Origin of the sequence: Nocardioides sp. CPCC 205120, assembly GCF_048654585.1 — a bacterium.
Taxonomy (GTDB): Bacteria; Actinomycetota; Actinomycetes; order Propionibacteriales; family Nocardioidaceae; genus Nocardioides.
Window position 1 is genome coordinate 819,752 of record NZ_JBMCYY010000002.1, and the last position, 15,185, is coordinate 834,936.

A 15,185-nucleotide genomic window follows, 5' to 3' on the forward strand; every position below is an offset into this window, starting at 1 on the left:
GGTCAGCCCCGCTTCTGCTTGACGATCTGCTCCTGCTCGAGCGCGTCGTCCTCGAGGGCCTCGTGCTGCTCCTTGCCCGCCTTGAGCGACGCCCCGTCGGAGGTCGAGAACTGGTCGAGGAACGAGTCGTACGCGTCGGAGAGCGCCGTCTCGGTCGAGTCCTCGAACTTCAGGGTCTCGCGGATCCCGGCCAGGATGCCCTCGTGCGAGCGGCGCAGGTAGTCGAGGAACTCCTGCTCGAAGCGCAGGACGTCCTCGGTCGGCACGCGGTCGAGGCGGCCCGACGTACCCAGCCAGAGCGAGACGGTCATCTCGTCCACCGGGTACGGCGAGTACTGCCGCTGCTTGAGCAGCGCCATGAGGCGCTGGCCGCGGTCGAGCTGCTGGCGCGACGCCGCGTCGAGGTCCGAGGCGAACATCGCGAAGGCCTCCATGGCGCGGAACTGCGCCAGGTCGACCTTGAGCGAGCCGGTGACGGCCTTCATCGCCTTGGTCATCGCCGCGCCACCGACGCGGGAGACCGAGACGCCGACGTCGATCGCGGGGCGCTGGTTGGCCGCGAACAGGTCCGACTGCAGGAAGATCTGGCCGTCGGTGATCGAGATGACGTTGGTCGGGATGAACGCCGAGACGTCGTTGGCCTTGGTCTCGATGATGGGCAGACCCGTCATCGAGCCCGCGCCCAGCTCGTCGCTCAGCTTCGCGCAGCGCTCGAGGAGCCGGCTGTGCAGGTAGAACACGTCACCGGGGTACGCCTCGCGGCCCGGCGGACGACGCAGCAGCAGCGACACGGCGCGGTACGCCTCGGCCTGCTTGGTCAGGTCGTCGAACACGATGAGGACGTGCTTGCCCTCGTACATCCAGTGCTGGCCGATGGCCGAGCCGGTGTAGGGCGCGAGGTACTTGAAGCCGGCCGAGTCGGACGCCGGGGCGGCGACGATCGTCGTGTACTCCAGCGCGCCGGCCTCCTCGAGGGCACCGCGCACGGAGGCGATGGTGGAGCCCTTCTGACCGATGGCGACGTAGATGCAGCGGACCTGCTTGCTCGGGTCCCCGGTCTCCCAGTTCTGCTTCTGGTTGATGATCGTGTCGATCGCGATCGTCGTCTTGCCCGTCGCGCGGTCGCCGATGATGAGCTGGCGCTGGCCGCGGCCGATCGGCGTCATGGCGTCGATCGCCTTGATGCCGGTGGCGAGGGGCTCGTGCACCGACTTGCGCTGCACGACCGTGGGGGCCTGCAGCTCGAGGGCGCGGCGGCCGACGGTCTCGAGCTCGCCGAGCCCGTCGATCGGCGTGCCCAGCGGGTCGACGACGCGACCGAGGTAGCCGTCGCCGACGGGGACCGAGAGGACCTCGCCGGTGCGCTTGACCGTCTGCCCCTCCTCGATCTTGTCGAAGTCGCCGAGCACGACGACACCGATCTCGCGGGCGTCGAGGTTGAGGGCGAGACCCAGGGTGCCGTCCTCGAACTCGAGCAGCTCGTTCGCCATCGCCGAGGGCAGGCCCGAGACGCGGGCGATGCCGTCGGCGGTCTCGGCGACGAGGCCCACCTCCTCACGGGTGGCGGTCTCGGGCCGGTAGTCCGACACGAAACGCTGAAGCGCGTCCCGGATCTCGTCCGGACGGATCGAAAGCTCCGTCATCACTCTTCCTTCTGTTCGCTGGCCCGGTGGGTGGAGGGCACGGGTGCGGCTGGGGTGGGGGCCGGGGTTCAGCCGGCGAAGCGGCGGCGTGCGGAGTCGAGGCGGCCCGCGACGGTGCCGTCGATGATGTCGTCGCCGATCTCGACGAGCACACCACCGACCACCGACGGGTCGACCACGACGTTGAGGTGCACCGGCCGCGCGTACTGGCGCGCCAGGGTGTCGGCCAGTCGGGTGCGGTCGGCGTCCGCGAGCGGCTGCGCGACGGTGACCGTCGCGACCCGCTCGCCGTTCACGTCGGCCGCGACCCGTGCGTACGTCGCGAGCGCGACGCCGACGGTGCGGTACGAGCCCGCGAGCGCCTGCTTGACCAGGGTCGCCGTCGCGGGGAGCGCCCGCCCGCCGAGCAGCTCGTCGAGCAGGCGCGACTTGTCGTCCGCCGAGCGGGCCGGGTCGGACAGGGCGTCGCGCAGGGCCGGGTTGCCCGACACGACCTGGCCGAACTCGAACAGCTCGTCCTCGAGGCGCACCGAGTCCGCGCCCGCGGAGCGCACGACCGCGATCTCGCCGAGACGCTCGAGGGCGTCCGCGAGGTCACGGCCCCGCGTCCAGCGGCGGGCCACGGCGGACGAGACGACCGAGAGCGACGCGTCGGCGACCTTGCCGGCGAGGATCTGCCGGAGCAGACCCTGCTTCGCGCTCACGTCGATCGACACGTCCGTCACGATCCGGCGCAGGCCGGGCTCGCCACGGAGGATGCCGACCACAGCGAACAGGTCGTCGCCGACCCGCGCCTGGTCGGCGTCGGCAACGGCCCGCAGCTCGTCGGTCAGCGCCGCGAGTGCGTCGGCCGAAGCGCCACGGAACTCCGCCATCAGCGGGCTCCGCCTGCGGACTCGAGGTCGGCGAGGAAGCGCTCGACGACGCGGCTCTGGCGAGCCTCGTCCTCCAGGCTCTCGCCCACGATGCGACCGGCGAGACCGGTGGCCAGCGTGCCGACCTCGGCGCGCAGCGACGTGACCGCCTGCTGGCGCTCGGCCTCGATCTGGGCCTTGCCGGCCTCGACGATGCGGGAGGACTCGGCCTGGGCCTGCTCCCTCATCTCGGACACGATCGCCGCGCCCTGCTCGCGCGCCTCCTCGCGGATGCGGGCCGCCTCGTGGCGGGCCTCCGCGAGCTGGCGCTCGAGCTCGGCGAGCTTGGCGTCCGCCTCGGCCTGCTTGGTCTCGGCGGCCTGCAGCCCGCCCTCGATGGCCGCGGTGCGATCGGCGTACGCCTTCTCGAACCGCGGCGCCACGAACTTCGCGACGGCGAGCACCAGCAGCAGGAACACCGCGGCGGAGAGGATGATCTCCGCCGTGTGCGGCAGCAGCGGGTTCAGCTCCTCCGCCGCCAGGTTGACTTCGTTCATGGGTTCACCTCGTTCTTACCGGTCCTCAGCGTCGCGTCGTCGGTCCGCGTCAGAGCGCGAACGCGAGGGCGATGCCGATGATGGCGAGGGCCTCGGCGAGCGCGAAGCCGAGGATCGCGATCGTCTGCAGGCGCGACTGCGCCTCCGGCTGGCGGGCCACACCGTTGATGTAGGCGGCGAAGATGAGACCGACTGCGAGGCCCGGACCGATCGTCGCGAGACCGTAGCCGAGCATGTTCAGGTTGCCGTCCACGGCAGTTTCCTTTCGTTGGAGACGCGGAGCGCGTCACTGTGCCAATCGTGGGGTCGGTATGCAGTTGTGGTCGGCGCCCGGGGGCCCCGAGGTCGAGAGCCGCTCAGTGCTCGTCGGCGACCGCGCCGCCGATGTACATCGCGGTGAGGAGGGTGAAGACGTAGGCCTGCAGGAACATCACCAGCAGCTCGAGCACCGAGATGCCGAAGAACATCACGAACGACATCACGCCGCCGAAGATGTTGAGCGGGCTGGCCTCGGCGTGGAAGAGCAGGTACTCGCCGCCCAGCGCGAAGAGGATGAGCAGCAGGTGGCCGGCGAACATGTTGGCGAACAGACGCAGCGCCAGCGTCACCGGGCGGACCAGGATGTTCGAGAAGAACTCCAGCGGCACGATGACCACGAGCATGACGCCGCGGACGCCGTTCGGGATGCAGGTGTGCTTGAGGTAGCCGAGGAAGCCGTGCTTCCAGATGCCGACCCCGTTGTAGAGCAGCCAGGTCAGCGCGGCGAGGCCGTAGGCCATGCCGGCGCGGGAGAACGACGGGAACTGCAGGAACGGCACGAGCCCGTAGTAGTTGTTCACGAGCACGAACAGGAACAGCGAGAACAGGTACGGGACGAAGCGCAGGAAGTGCTCGGAACCGATGTTGTCGCGGGCGATGCCGTTGCGGACGGCGCCGTAGACGAACTCGCCGGCGAACTGGAGCCGGCCCGGGACCACGGCGGCACGACGCGCCATGGCGAAGGTGACCGCGAAGATCAGCACCGCCGAGAGGGTCAGGAGCACCATGGGCTTCGTGACGTCGCCGAAGATCGGCGGGAGGTCGAAGTCCGCGGGACCGGGGTTCGGGGGACTCCCCGCCGCAACGTTCGTGAGGGAGGCGCCCAGGCTGCCTGCGATCAACGCCGTGTCTCCTTCGTGAGCAAGTTCAGGTCGTGTGCGAGTGGTCGTGCCGGGTGTCGCCGGGGTCGTGGCCGAACTTCTTGAACACGAGGTAGATGCCGAGCCCGGCCCCCACGGTGATGCCGAGCACCACGAAGCCACGCGTGCCCAGCCACCGGTCGACCCCGTAGCCGATCAGTCCGTAGACCAGCACACCGGTCACCAGGTAGCTGAAGGCCTGCCACGGGTCTTGCGACGGCGGGGTCGGTCCGGGGGCAGACGGAGGGCGTTGCGCGTTCATCGCGTGCCGGACGATAGCAGGAGTCGTGGGTCACGCCGCGCGCGCTCCCGCCTGGTCGTCGTGCGACACCGGGGGGCGCGCGGGGGCGAGGTCGAGCGGGACGCGACGTCGCGTCGTGACGACGACCTGCACCGCGCTCCAGACCAGCGTCGTGACGATGACGGCGCCGCCGAGCCAGCGCTGCGACAGCACCTCGGGGCCGACCTCGCTGCGCTCGACGGCGAGCAGCACGACCAGGAGCACGACGAGCTGCAGACCGTAGGTGAGGAGCGCGACGACCAGCGACAACGACGGGAGGATCGCGGCGACGACCGCCACGCTCGCCGTCCCGGACGCGAGGACCGCGACCGCGAGGACGGCGCCGGCGAGCACGCCGTACCCCTCCCCCGGGCCGGCGAGGATGCCGACGGCGAGGGCGGTGAGAGCGGCGAACCCGAGCACGAGGGCCGCGACGGCACCGATCGCAGCGACGCCCGAGGAGGGCGTGCGCGGAGACTCGGTCGTCAGCATCGGCGGCCGTTCTGTGGTCGGGGAGGGGCAGGGAGACCCTGCCGCGAGACTCGTGAAAACTATCACGAGTCTCCGACAGCGAGTAGTAGAGGGTGCCGGTGGCCGCCGCTCAGACGACGTCCTCGAGCCGCTCCCCCTCCTCCTCGGCGGTCTTGCGCACCAGGAAGGTGAGGCACACGGTGACGACCGCCATCGCGGCCACGACGACGGCGACGATCGGGCGGGAGTAGAGGCTGAGGACGACGGTGCCGAAGCCGACGAGCGCCGCCCACAGCCACATGATGACGACGGCCCGCCCGTGGGAGTGGCCGAAGACGAGCAGGCGGTGGTGCAGGTGCTCCTTGTCGGCCGCGAACGGCGACGTGCCCCGGCTGGTGCGCCGCACGACCGCCAGGGCCAGGTCCGTCAGCGGCACGATGAGGATGGAGACGGGCAGCAGCACCGGCAGCAGCGTGGGCAGCAGGCTCGCCGAGCCGCCGTCGCCGCCCGAGGAGATCTGGGCGGCCGGGAACTGGCCCGTCAGGGTGATCGCGCTCGCCGCGAGCATGAGCCCCAGCAGCATCGAGCCGCTGTCGCCCATGAACAGCCGGGCCGGGTGGTGGTTGTGGCCGAGGAAGCCGACGCACGCCCCCGCGAGCATGGCGCTCAGCAGTGCGCCCGTGGTCGCCAGCGTCTCGTCGTTGATGTTGGTGAGCTGGTAGCAGAAGACGAAGAAGGCCAGCGCGCCGATGCCGACGATGCCGGCGGCCAGGCCGTCGAGGCCGTCGACGAAGTTCACGGCGTTCACCGTCACCACGACGACGAGCACCGTGAGGGTCGCCCCCTGCAGGGGGTCGATGGCGACGACGGTGCCCCCGGGCACCTGGAAGAAGAAGAACTGCACGTTCTGCACGACGAGGAAGCCGGCGACGAGCACCTGGCCGCCGAACTTCATCAGGGGATCGATCTCGAAGATGTCGTCGAACACGCCCAGCAGGCAGATCGCGGCGCCCGCGATCACCACGACGCCCGCGTCGCGGAACATCTCGTCGGAGCCGCGGAACGACAGGAACGGCAGCTGCCGCGCGACGAAGTACGCCGCGACGATGCCGCCCAGCATGGCCACGCCCCCGAAGTACGGGATCGGCTCCGCGTGCACGTCGCGGTCGCGCACGCGCGCGACGGCGCCCACGCGCACCGCGACCTCGCGCGCCACCACCGTCAGCAGGTAGCTGACGGTCGCGGCGACGAGGAAGACGAGGAGGTACTCGCGCACGGCCGGGCGGTCCTCAGCCCTGGTCGACCAGGGTCGCGCCCTGCGGCTCGAGCACGGCGTTGAGCTGGTCCAGCGACAGCGCACCGAGACGAAGCACGCGCCCCTGGTCCCCGGTCGCGTCGACGATCGTGCTCGCCTGGCCGCCCGGCGAGCGACCGGCGTCGAGGACCACCTCGACCGACTCCCCCAGCATCCGGTCGGCCTCGGCCGCGGTGAGGGCCGCCGGCCGGCCGGTGAGGTTGGCGGAGCTGACGGCCAGGGGGCCGGTGCGCTCGAGGAGCTCACGGGCGACGTCGTGGTCGGGCATGCGCAGGGCGACGGTGCCGCGCGTGTCCCCGAGGTCCCACTGCAGCGACGTCTGGGCCTGCAGGACCAGGGTCAGCGGGCCGGGCCAGAACGCGTCCATGAGGGCGCGGGCCCAGCCGGGCACCGAGCGCGCCAGCGCGTCGGCGGTCACCGCCGAGCTGATCAGCACCGGCGGCGGCATCTCGCGCCCGCGGCCCTTGGCCGCCAGCAGGCGCCCGACCGCGTCGGGGTCGAACGCGTCGGCGCCGACGCCGTACACCGTGTCGGTGGGCAGCACGACGAGCGCGCCCTGCCGCACGGCGAGGGTGGCGGCCTCGAGCGCCGCGTCGCGCTCGTCCGCCGTGCCGGTCCCGCGCACGCGCGCCGACACCTTCTCGAGGCTGGTCGGTGCGGGGGGAGCCTGCTCCCCCGGCTGGTCGTCGGGCTGCTGGGCCTGCTGCTGCTCCGCGTCGTCCACGGGGGTCATCGTGCCAGCCGTCCCGTCGTGAAGCGCGCCCGACCTGCCAGGTCCGCGTGGTCCTGCACCTCGCTCCAGCGGCCCGCCCGGACGAGCACCTGCGGCGCGGAGGCGCCTTGGGCGTCGGCGTGCTCGAAGCCCAGCCAGCCACCGGGCCGCAGGAGCAGCGCGGCCCGCCGCTCCAGCACCCGGATGGCCTCCAGGCCGTCGTCGCCGGAGAACAGCGCCAGGTGGGGGTCGTGGTCGCGGGCCTCGGCGGCCACCGACTCCCACGCCTCGAGCGGGATGTACGGCGGGTTGCACACCACGACGTCCACCGTGCCGGCCAGGTCGTCGAAGGCCTCGGCCATGTCGCCCGCGCGCAGGTCGACGCCGGTGCCGGCCAGGTTGCGCTCGGCCCAGGCCAGGGCGCCCGGGTCGAGCTCGACGGCGTGGACGACCGCCTCGGGGACCTCGTCCGCCAGGGCCCGCGCGATCGCGCCGGAGCCGGTGCACAGGTCGACGACCACCGGACGCTCCCCCGCCGCCGGCTCGGCGAGCCGGTCGCGCACCCGGTCGACGGCCCAGCCCGCCAGCAGCTCGGTCTCGGGGCGCGGCACGAAGACGCCGGGGCCGACGGCGAGCTCGACGTACCGGAAGGCGGCCGTGCCCGTCAGGTGCTGCAGCGGCTCGCGGGCGGCGCGGCGCGCGACCAGGGCCTCGACCCGGTCGCGCTCGTCGGGCGCGAGCGTGTCGAGCAGCGGCACGCGGCCCAGCGGCACGCCGAGGACGTGCGCGACGAGCTCGTCGGCGTCGCGGGCCGGACTGGCGACCCCGGCCGCGGCGAGCCGCGCGGTGGCGGTACGGCGCAGCGCACGCACGTCGTGCCGCTCGGTGGTGCTCACCCGGCCTCCACGGCGGCGAGGCGGGCCTCGAGGTCGGCCTCGACCGCCGAGGTGACGACCGGGCCCAGGTCGCCGTCGAGCACGGCGTCGAGGTTGTGGGCCTTGTAGCCCGTGCGGTGGTCGGAGATCCGGTTCTCCGGGAAGTTGTAGGTGCGGATCCGCTCGGAGCGGTCGACCGTGCGCACCTGCGAGCGGCGGGCGTCGCTGGCCTCGGACGCGGCCGCCTCCTGCGCCGCCGCCAGCAGCCGGGCGCGCAGGATGCGCAGCGCCTGCTCCTTGTTCTGCAGCTGGGACTTCTCGTTCTGGCAGCTCACCACGATGCCGCTCGGCAGGTGGGTGATCCGCACCGCGGAGTCGGTCGTGTTGACGCTCTGGCCACCGGGACCCGAGCTGCGGAAGACGTCGATGCGCAGGTCGTTCTCGTCGACCGACACGTCGACCTGCTCCGCCTCGGGCAGCACGAGCACGCCGGCGGCACTGGTGTGCACCCGGCCCTGCGACTCGGTGACGGGCACGCGCTGCACCCGGTGGACGCCGGCCTCGTACTTCAGCAGCGCGTACGGCGCGGTGCCCGGCTCCGGCGTGCCCTTGGCCTTCACGGCGACCGTCACCGACTTGTAGCCGCCCAGGTCGGACGGGGTCGAGTCGAGCACCTCGGTGGTCCAGCCCCGCTGCTCGGCGAAGCGCGTGTACATCCGCAGGAGGTCCCCGGCGAAGAGCGCGGACTCCTCGCCGCCCTCCCCCGACTTCACCTCGAGCAGGGCGTCCTTGTCGTCGGTCTCCTCGCGCGGGACGAGCAGGCGGCGCAGCCGCTCGGCGGTCTCCTCGCGGCGGGCCTCCAGGGCCTCGGCCTCCTCGGCGAACGCCGGGTCGTCGGCCGCGAGCTCGCGGGCCGCGCCGGCGTCGTCGCCCAGCCGCTGCCACTCCCGCCACGTGCGCACGATGGCGCTGACCGCGGCGTACCGCTGGTTCACCCGCTTGGCCGCACGAGCGTCGGCGTGCAGCGCGGGGTCCCCCAGCTGCGCCTCGAGCGCGGCGTGCTCGGCGGCGAGCGCCTCGACGGCTTCGAACACTGCGGTCTCCTCGGTGGCACGACGGACGGGGCCGAAATGACGCAACGCCGGCCCCGTCCCGCTCGACGTGGAGCGGGTGGGGCCGGCGCTGTGACGGCGTTACTTCTTCTTGGCGGCAGCAGCCTTCGCGTAGCGCGCCTCGAAGCGGGCCACGCGGCCGCCGGTGTCGAGGATCTTCTGCTTGCCGGTGTAGAACGGGTGGCACTGCGAGCAGACGTCGGCGTGCAGCGAGCCGCTCTTCGCCGTGCTGCGGGTCGTGAACTGCGCCCCGCACGTGCAGGTCACCTCGGTCACGACGTAGTCGGGGTGGATGTCCTTCTGCATGATGTGTCCTCTCCTCGGCCGCCGGGTCGTGCCAACCCCCTGGTGGGGGCACGTGAACCGGGACCAGCGCACGAATTGTGCCACCGGTGGAACGCCGTGACGAATCGCGGCATTCCCCCGGTGGTGGTGGCTCAGTGGCCGTTGTCCTGGCCCGCCCCGGGCATCGTCTTCTGCACCTGCATGAGGAACTCGATGTTGCTCTGGGACTTCTTGAGGCGCTCCAGCAGCAGCTCGAGGGCCTGCTGGCCGTCGAGGCCCGACAGGACGCGGCGGAGCTTCCAGATGATGGCCATCTCCTCCTTGCCCATGAGGAGCTCCTCGCGACGCGTGCCCGACTGGACCGCGTCGATGGCCGGGAAGAGGCGCTTGTCCGCGAAGTCGCGGCGCAGGCGGATCTCCATGTTGCCGGTGCCCTTGAACTCCTCGAAGATCACCTCGTCCATCTTCGAGCCGGACTCGATGAGGGCCGTGGCGAGGATCGTGAGCGAGCCGCCGTGCTCGATGTTGCGGGCCGCGCCGAAGAACCGCTTCGGCGGGTAGAGCGCCGCCGAGTCGACACCACCGGACAGGATGCGGCCGCTGGCCGGGGCGGCCAGGTTGTACGCACGCCCGAGACGGGTGATGCCGTCGAGGAGCACGACGACGTCGAGGCCCAGCTCGACGAGGCGCTTGGCGCGCTCGATGGCCAGCTCCGCGACGATCGTGTGGTCGCTCGCGGGACGGTCGAAGGTCGAGGAGATGACCTCGCCCTTCACGGAGCGCTCGAAGTCGGTGACCTCCTCCGGGCGCTCGTCGACCAGCACGACCATGAGGTGGCACTCGGGGTTGTTGACCGTGATCGAGTTGGCGATGGACTGCATGACCATCGTCTTTCCGGCCTTCGCCGGCGAGACGATGAGGCCACGCTGGCCCTTGCCGATGGGCGCGGCGATGTCGATGACGCGACCGATGAGGTTCGACTGCTCGGTCTCGAGGCGCAGACGCTCCGAGGCGTAGAGGGGGGTCAGCTTCTGGAACTCGGGGCGGTTCTTCGCCTGCTCCGGGTCGGCGCCGTTGACCTGGTCCACGCGGACCATGGGGTTGAACTTCTCCTTGCGCTCGCCCTCGCGGGGCTGGCGCACCTGGCCGACGATGGCGTCGCCGCGGCGCAGGCCCATCTTCCGGACCATCGACAGCGAGAGGTACACGTCGTCGGGACCCGGCAGGTAGCCGCTGGTGCGCACGAACGCGTAGCTGTCGAGCACGTCGAGGATGCCCGCGGCGGGCACGAGGACGTCGTCCTCGAGGATCGTGGTGTCGGGCTCGCGGCTGCTGCCCCGACCACCCTGACCGCTGCCGCGCTCGGGGCGCTCGTTGCGGTCGCGGCCCCGACGGCGGCGGCTGCGCCGGCCACCCTCGTCGTCGCGGTTCGAGCTCGGGCCGCCCTGGTTGCCGCCGCCCTGGTTCTGGTTGCCGCCGCCCTGGTTGCGGTCCTGACGGTCCTGGTTGCCGCCGCCCTGGTTGCGGTCCTGACGGTCCTGGTTGCGCTGCTGGCGGTCCTGGCGGTTCTGGTTGCCGCCGCCCTGGTTCCCGCCACCCTGGTTCCCGCCACCCTGGTTGGCGCCCTGGTCGCCGCCGCGGTCACCGCGGTCCTGCTTGCGCCCCTGGTCGCCGCCGCGCTCGCGGTCCTGGTTGCGGTCCTGGTCGCCGCCGCGGTCGCGGTCCTGGTTGCGCTCCTGGCCGTCGCGGCGCTCCGAGCGCTCGCCCTGGCCGCTCTGCTGGCCGTTCTGCTGGTTGCCCTGCTGGCCGTTCTGCTGGTTGCCCTGCTGGCCGTCCTGCTCACCGGCGGCGTCCTGGCCCTCGGCCTTGCCGCGCTGGCGGCGGCGGGGCTCGCGCCGCGCCTCGCCGTCGGCGGGGGCGGAGCCGGCACTGGCCGCGGCGGGGGCGTCCGTCGTACCGGTCGACGCGGCGTCGCCCGAGGGGGCCGCGGACGTCGTACGACGCGAGCGTGTCGGCGCGCCGCCCTCGGCGCTGCCGGACCGACCGCCGGACGAGCCACCCGACTGGGCGGCCTTGATGGCCTCGACGAGCTGGGCCTTCTTCATCCCGCCCGAGGAGATCCCCAGGCCCGACGCCATCGACTTGAGGTCGGCGAGGAGCAGGGAGTTGAGTCCGCCGCGCTTCTTCGGTGCCTGGTCGGCAGCGGATTCGATGGTTTCCGTCACGTGAGGTCCTTCCCACGTATCACTGCCGGGAGGGCGCGACACGCCACCAGCACTTGGTCATGGTCCCCCTCGTCGCGCATCAGGCTCACCGAGAGCGCCGGGAGGGGCTCGTGGCTGAGGAGATCCGCGTCTGGGACGAGGAAGAGGGTGCACCACCCGGGATCGTGCCCCTGGGTGCCGCGCCGAGCGGTCGCGGACGACCGATCGTTGGCGCGATCCTTACCGTACCACCACGCCGTCCGTGTCGACGGCGAGGTGGTGCGCCTGCCAGCCCGCCGGGCAGCGCTCCAGCAGGGCGGCCGCGCCCAACGGCGTCGTCGCGGGGTCCCCGCCGACCAGCGCGAGCACGGTCGGGCCGGCGCCGGAGATGACGGCCGGCACGCCGTCGGCGCGCAGCTCCCGCACCAGCGCCGCGCTCTCCGGCATGGCCGCCGCGCGGTAGTCCTGGTGCAGCCAGTCCCGGGTCGCGGCGTGCAGCAGCTCGGGGCGCCCGCCCATCGCGACGACGAGCAGCGCCGCGCGGGCGGCGTTGGCCGCGGCGTCGGCGTGGGGCACCTGCTCGGGCAGCAGGCCGCGCGCGACCTCGGTCGCCACGGGGGTCGGCGGCACGAACGCGACCGCGGAAAGCGCGGGGTCGACGGCGGCCGGGACGGCGAAGAAGCCGTCGCCCTCGGCGCCGGAGACGATGAAGCCCCCGAAGGTGGCCGGCGCGACGTTGTCGGGGTGGCCCTCCATGCGGCCGGCCAGCGCGAACACGGCGGCGTCGTCGAGGCGCGCCGTACCGTCCACGACGAGGGCACGGGCGAGCGCGAGGCCGCCGACGATGGCGGCCGACGACGACCCCAGCCCGCGGCTGTGCGGCAGCCGGTTGACGCACCGCAGCCGCAGGCCGGGCTGGGCGACGCCCATGGCGTCGAAGGCGGCACGCATCGCGCGGACCACCAGGTGGGTCTCGTCGAGCGGCACCGACCCGGCACCCTCGCCCTCGACCACGACCTCGACGCCGGGCGTGCCGGAGCCGTCCCCGGGCACGACCTCGCCGGTCAGGTCGTCGCGCAGCGACAGGGCGAGCCCGAGGGTGTCGTAGCCCGGCCCCAGGTTCGCCGACGTCGCCGGCACCGAGACCGTGACGGGACCGCGGACCAGCTCGACGGCGGCGCCGTCGTCGTGGCTCGCGCCCACCTCAGAGACCGGCGGCGCGCGCGACGTCGCGCACGTCGGCGTCGACGACCGAGTCGACCACGTCGCCGAGACCCTCGAGCGCCGTGACGGTGTCCTTCAGCCCGTGGCCGGTGACCGTGACGGCGACGGTGAGGCCGGCGTACGACTCCCCCGCCGCCAGGTCCGACAGCAGGCCCGCGACGCCGGTGGCCGAGGCGGGCTCGACGAAGACGCCGTCGTTGCGGGCGAGCTCGCGCTGCGCGGCGAGGATCTGCTCGTCGGTGACGGCGCGGAAGCGGCCGCCCGACTCCTCGGCGGCGGTGGTGGCGAGCTTCCACGAGGCGGGGTTGCCGATGCGGATCGCGGTGGCCTTCGTCTCCGGGTCCGGCACCGGGGCGCCGTGCACCAGGGGCGCCGCGCCGGCGGCCTGGAAGCCGCGCATGACGGGGCGCCGCGTGGCGCGGCCGATCTCGACGTACTGCGAGTAGCCGAGCCAGTACGCCGAGATGTTGCCGGCGTTGCCCACGGGCAGCACGTGCACGTCGGGGGCGTCGCCGAGGAAGTCGACGATCTCGAACGCACCGGTCTTCTGGCCCTCGAGGCGCACCGGGTTCACGGAGTTGACGAGCGCGACCGGGTAGGAGTCCGCGAGCTGGCGGGCCAGCGTCAGGCAGTCGTCGAAGTTGCCGCGCACCATGAGCACCTGCGCCCCGTGCATGATCGCCTGGGCCATCTTGCCGGCGGCGATCTTGCCCTCGGGCACGAGCACGAGCGGGGTGAGGCCCGACTTCGCGGCGTACGCCGCCATCGACGCCGACGTGTTGCCGGTCGAGGCGCACACCACGGCCTCGGCGCCCTCGTGCTTGGCCACCGAGATCGCGGCCGTCATGCCGCGGTCCTTGAAGGAGCCCGTGGGGTTGTCGCCCTCGACCTTGAGCCAGACCTGTCCCCCGGTGAGGCCGGAGAGCCAGTCCGAGTGCACCAGCGGGGTCCCGCCCTCGCGGAGCGTCACCGCCTCGACGCCGGCGGGGATGGCCAGCAGCTCGCGGTACTCCTCGATGACGCCCCGCCACTGGGGACGGCCCCCGGGCGTGGAGGTCGCGGCGGCCGCGGCGGCCGTCGCGGCGGCCACGTCGACGGTCGGGGCGGACTGGGCCTGGGTCATGCGGTCTCTCCCTCCACGCGCATCACCGAGGTGACCTCGCGCACGATGTCCATCTCCTGCAGGTGGGCGACCGTGGCCGCCAGCTGCGCGTCGGTGGCGCGGTGCGACACGACGACGAGCTGCGCGTCGTCGCCGCGGCCCTCCTGGCGCACCGTCTGGATCGACACGCCGTGCTCCGCGAACGCGGTGGCCACGAGCGCGAGCACGCCCGCGCGGTCCTGCACGTCGATCGCCACGTGGTAGCGGGTGAGCGTCTCGCCCATCGGCAGCACGGGCCGGGCGGTGTACGCCGACTCCCCCGCGCCGCGGGTGCCCGCGCGCAGGTTGCGCGCCACGGTCACGAGGTCGCCCAGCACGGCCGACGCGGTCGGCGCCCCACCGGCGCCGGGGCCGTAGAACATGAGCCGGCCGGCGGCCTCGGACTCGACGAACACCGCGTTGTACGCCTCGCGCACCGACGCCAGCGGGTGGCTGCGCGGGATCATCGCGGGGTGCACCCGGGCGGAGACGGCCTGGCCCTCGTCGGTGTCGCGCAGCTCGCAGATCGCGAGGAGCTTGACGACCGCGCCCATGTCGGCGGCGGAGCGGACGTCGGCCGCGGTCACGTCGCTGATGCCCTCGCGGTGCACGTCCGCGGCGGTCACCCGGGTGTGGAACGCCAGCGAGGCCAGGATCGCGGCCTTGGCGGCGGCGTCGAAGCCCTCGACGTCGGCGGTGGGGTCCGCCTCGGCGTACCCCAGCTCCTGGGCCTCGCCCAGCGCGTCGGCGAACCCGGCGCCCGAGCTGTCCATCTTGTCGAGGATGTAGTTGGTCGTGCCGTTGACGATGCCGATCACGCGGGTGACGGTGTCGCCGGCGAGCGACTCGCGCAGCGGCCGGATGATCGGGATGGCACCCGCCACGGCGGCCTCGTAGTAGAGGTCCCGCCCGGCCTTCTCCGCCGCCTCGAACAGGTTCGCGCCGTCCTCGGCCAGCAGCGCCTTGTTGGCCGTCACGACCGACGCGCCGCTGCCGAGCGCCGCGAGGATGAGCGAGCGCGCCGGCTCGATGCCGCCGATGACCTCGACGACGAGGTCGACGCCGCTGGTCACGAGCGCGTGCGCGTCCGTGGTGAGGAGGTCGGCGGGCACGTCGACCTCGCGGGGTGCGTCGAGACGACGCACGGCGACGCCGGCCAGCTCCAGGGGCGCACCGGCACGGGCCGCGAGGTCGTCGGACTGCTCCAGCAGCAGGCGCACGACCTGGGACCCGACGGACCCACAGCCGAGCACCGCCACGCGCAGGGCGTCAGGGGACTGCATCGTCATCAACCTTTCAGGGACGGGCGCGGGGGCACGGTAGCCCGGGGCGTC

The 15,185-nt window shown here is 72.9% G+C and carries 16 protein-coding genes; all 16 read right to left on the bottom strand.

Annotated elements, in window-relative coordinates:
• Positions 1-2 precede the first annotated feature (2 nt).
• On the bottom strand, positions 3-1,643 hold the full coding sequence (atpA, locus tag ACOACO_RS14915; protein ID WP_420297054.1) for a F0F1 ATP synthase subunit alpha: 1,641 nt from the start codon (positions 1,641-1,643) through the stop codon (positions 3-5).
• A 68-nt stretch (positions 1,644-1,711) separates the two neighbouring features.
• Positions 1,712-2,518, bottom strand: coding sequence for a F0F1 ATP synthase subunit delta (locus ACOACO_RS14920; RefSeq protein WP_420297055.1), 807 nt, complete (start codon positions 2,516-2,518; stop codon positions 1,712-1,714).
• Positions 2,518-3,054 (bottom strand): F0F1 ATP synthase subunit B, encoded by a 537-nt coding sequence (locus ACOACO_RS14925; RefSeq protein ID WP_420297056.1) that lies wholly within the window; start codon positions 3,052-3,054, stop codon positions 2,518-2,520. Before ACOACO_RS14925 ends, ACOACO_RS14920 begins: the two co-directional genes overlap by 1 nt.
• A 49-nt stretch (positions 3,055-3,103) precedes the next feature.
• Positions 3,104-3,289, bottom strand: a complete 186-nt coding sequence (locus tag ACOACO_RS14930) for a F0F1 ATP synthase subunit C (protein ID WP_420297244.1) — start codon at positions 3,287-3,289, stop codon at positions 3,104-3,106.
• A gap of 121 nt (positions 3,290-3,410) precedes the next feature.
• A complete protein-coding gene (atpB, locus tag ACOACO_RS14935) occupies positions 3,411-4,214 on the bottom strand; it encodes a F0F1 ATP synthase subunit A (protein WP_420297057.1) in 804 nt (267 codons plus the stop codon).
• 25 nt (positions 4,215-4,239) lie between these two features.
• The gene (locus ACOACO_RS14940; RefSeq protein ID WP_420297058.1) at positions 4,240-4,416 is read right to left on the bottom strand and encodes a hypothetical protein; all 177 of its coding nucleotides are present in this window, start codon (positions 4,414-4,416) and stop codon (positions 4,240-4,242) included.
• A 108-nt stretch (positions 4,417-4,524) separates the two neighbouring features.
• A complete protein-coding gene (locus ACOACO_RS14945; RefSeq protein ID WP_420297059.1) occupies positions 4,525-5,004 on the bottom strand; it encodes a hypothetical protein in 480 nt (159 codons plus the stop codon).
• Positions 5,005-5,113: 109 nt separating this feature from the next.
• Positions 5,114-6,259 (bottom strand): MraY family glycosyltransferase, encoded by a 1,146-nt coding sequence (locus tag ACOACO_RS14950; RefSeq protein WP_420297060.1) that lies wholly within the window; start codon positions 6,257-6,259, stop codon positions 5,114-5,116.
• A gap of 13 nt (positions 6,260-6,272) precedes the next feature.
• On the bottom strand, positions 6,273-7,022 hold the full coding sequence (locus ACOACO_RS14955) for an L-threonylcarbamoyladenylate synthase (RefSeq protein WP_420297061.1): 750 nt from the start codon (positions 7,020-7,022) through the stop codon (positions 6,273-6,275).
• Between the two features lie 5 nt (positions 7,023-7,027).
• Positions 7,028-7,906, bottom strand: a complete 879-nt coding sequence (prmC, locus tag ACOACO_RS14960; RefSeq protein WP_420297062.1) for a peptide chain release factor N(5)-glutamine methyltransferase — start codon at positions 7,904-7,906, stop codon at positions 7,028-7,030.
• Positions 7,903-8,979: a peptide chain release factor 1 gene (gene prfA, locus ACOACO_RS14965; RefSeq protein WP_420297063.1), complete on the bottom strand. Its 1,077-nt coding sequence runs from the start codon at positions 8,977-8,979 to the stop codon at positions 7,903-7,905. The genes prmC and prfA overlap by 4 nt, the downstream gene beginning before the upstream one ends.
• Positions 8,980-9,078: 99 nt before the next feature.
• Positions 9,079-9,303, bottom strand: coding sequence for a 50S ribosomal protein L31 (gene rpmE, locus ACOACO_RS14970; protein WP_277498429.1), 225 nt, complete (start codon positions 9,301-9,303; stop codon positions 9,079-9,081).
• Positions 9,304-9,434: 131 nt separating this feature from the next.
• Positions 9,435-11,507, bottom strand: coding sequence for a transcription termination factor Rho (rho, locus tag ACOACO_RS14975; RefSeq protein ID WP_420297064.1), 2,073 nt, complete (start codon positions 11,505-11,507; stop codon positions 9,435-9,437).
• A gap of 219 nt (positions 11,508-11,726) precedes the next feature.
• Positions 11,727-12,689, bottom strand: coding sequence for a homoserine kinase (thrB, locus tag ACOACO_RS14980; RefSeq protein WP_420297065.1), 963 nt, complete (start codon positions 12,687-12,689; stop codon positions 11,727-11,729).
• A gap of 1 nt (position 12,690) precedes the next feature.
• Positions 12,691-13,833: a threonine synthase gene (gene thrC / locus ACOACO_RS14985; protein WP_420297066.1), complete on the bottom strand. Its 1,143-nt coding sequence runs from the start codon at positions 13,831-13,833 to the stop codon at positions 12,691-12,693.
• A complete protein-coding gene (locus ACOACO_RS14990) occupies positions 13,830-15,134 on the bottom strand; it encodes a homoserine dehydrogenase (RefSeq protein ID WP_420297067.1) in 1,305 nt (434 codons plus the stop codon). Before ACOACO_RS14990 ends, thrC begins: the two co-directional genes overlap by 4 nt.
• Positions 15,135-15,185: the final 51 nt, after the last annotated feature.

Bases quoted from the DNA above. Each gene is read 5' to 3' on its own strand.
- ACOACO_RS14945 (WP_420297059.1), bottom strand. From the start codon at position 5,004: ATGCTGACGACCGAGTCTCCGCGCACGCCCTCCTCGGGCGTCGCTGCG.
- ACOACO_RS14930 (WP_420297244.1), bottom strand. From the start codon at position 3,289: ATGCTCGGCTACGGTCTCGCGACGATCGGTCCGGGCCTCGCAGTCGGT.
- thrC (WP_420297066.1), bottom strand. From the start codon at position 13,833: ATGACCCAGGCCCAGTCCGCCCCGACCGTCGACGTGGCCGCCGCGACG.
- rpmE (WP_277498429.1), bottom strand. From the start codon at position 9,303: ATGCAGAAGGACATCCACCCCGACTACGTCGTGACCGAGGTGACCTGC.
- ACOACO_RS14925 (WP_420297056.1), bottom strand. From the start codon at position 3,054: ATGAACGAAGTCAACCTGGCGGCGGAGGAGCTGAACCCGCTGCTGCCG.
- ACOACO_RS14990 (WP_420297067.1), bottom strand. From the start codon at position 15,134: ATGCAGTCCCCTGACGCCCTGCGCGTGGCGGTGCTCGGCTGTGGGTCC.
- ACOACO_RS14920 (WP_420297055.1), bottom strand. From the start codon at position 2,518: ATGGCGGAGTTCCGTGGCGCTTCGGCCGACGCACTCGCGGCGCTGACC.
- atpA (WP_420297054.1), bottom strand. From the start codon at position 1,643: ATGACGGAGCTTTCGATCCGTCCGGACGAGATCCGGGACGCGCTTCAG.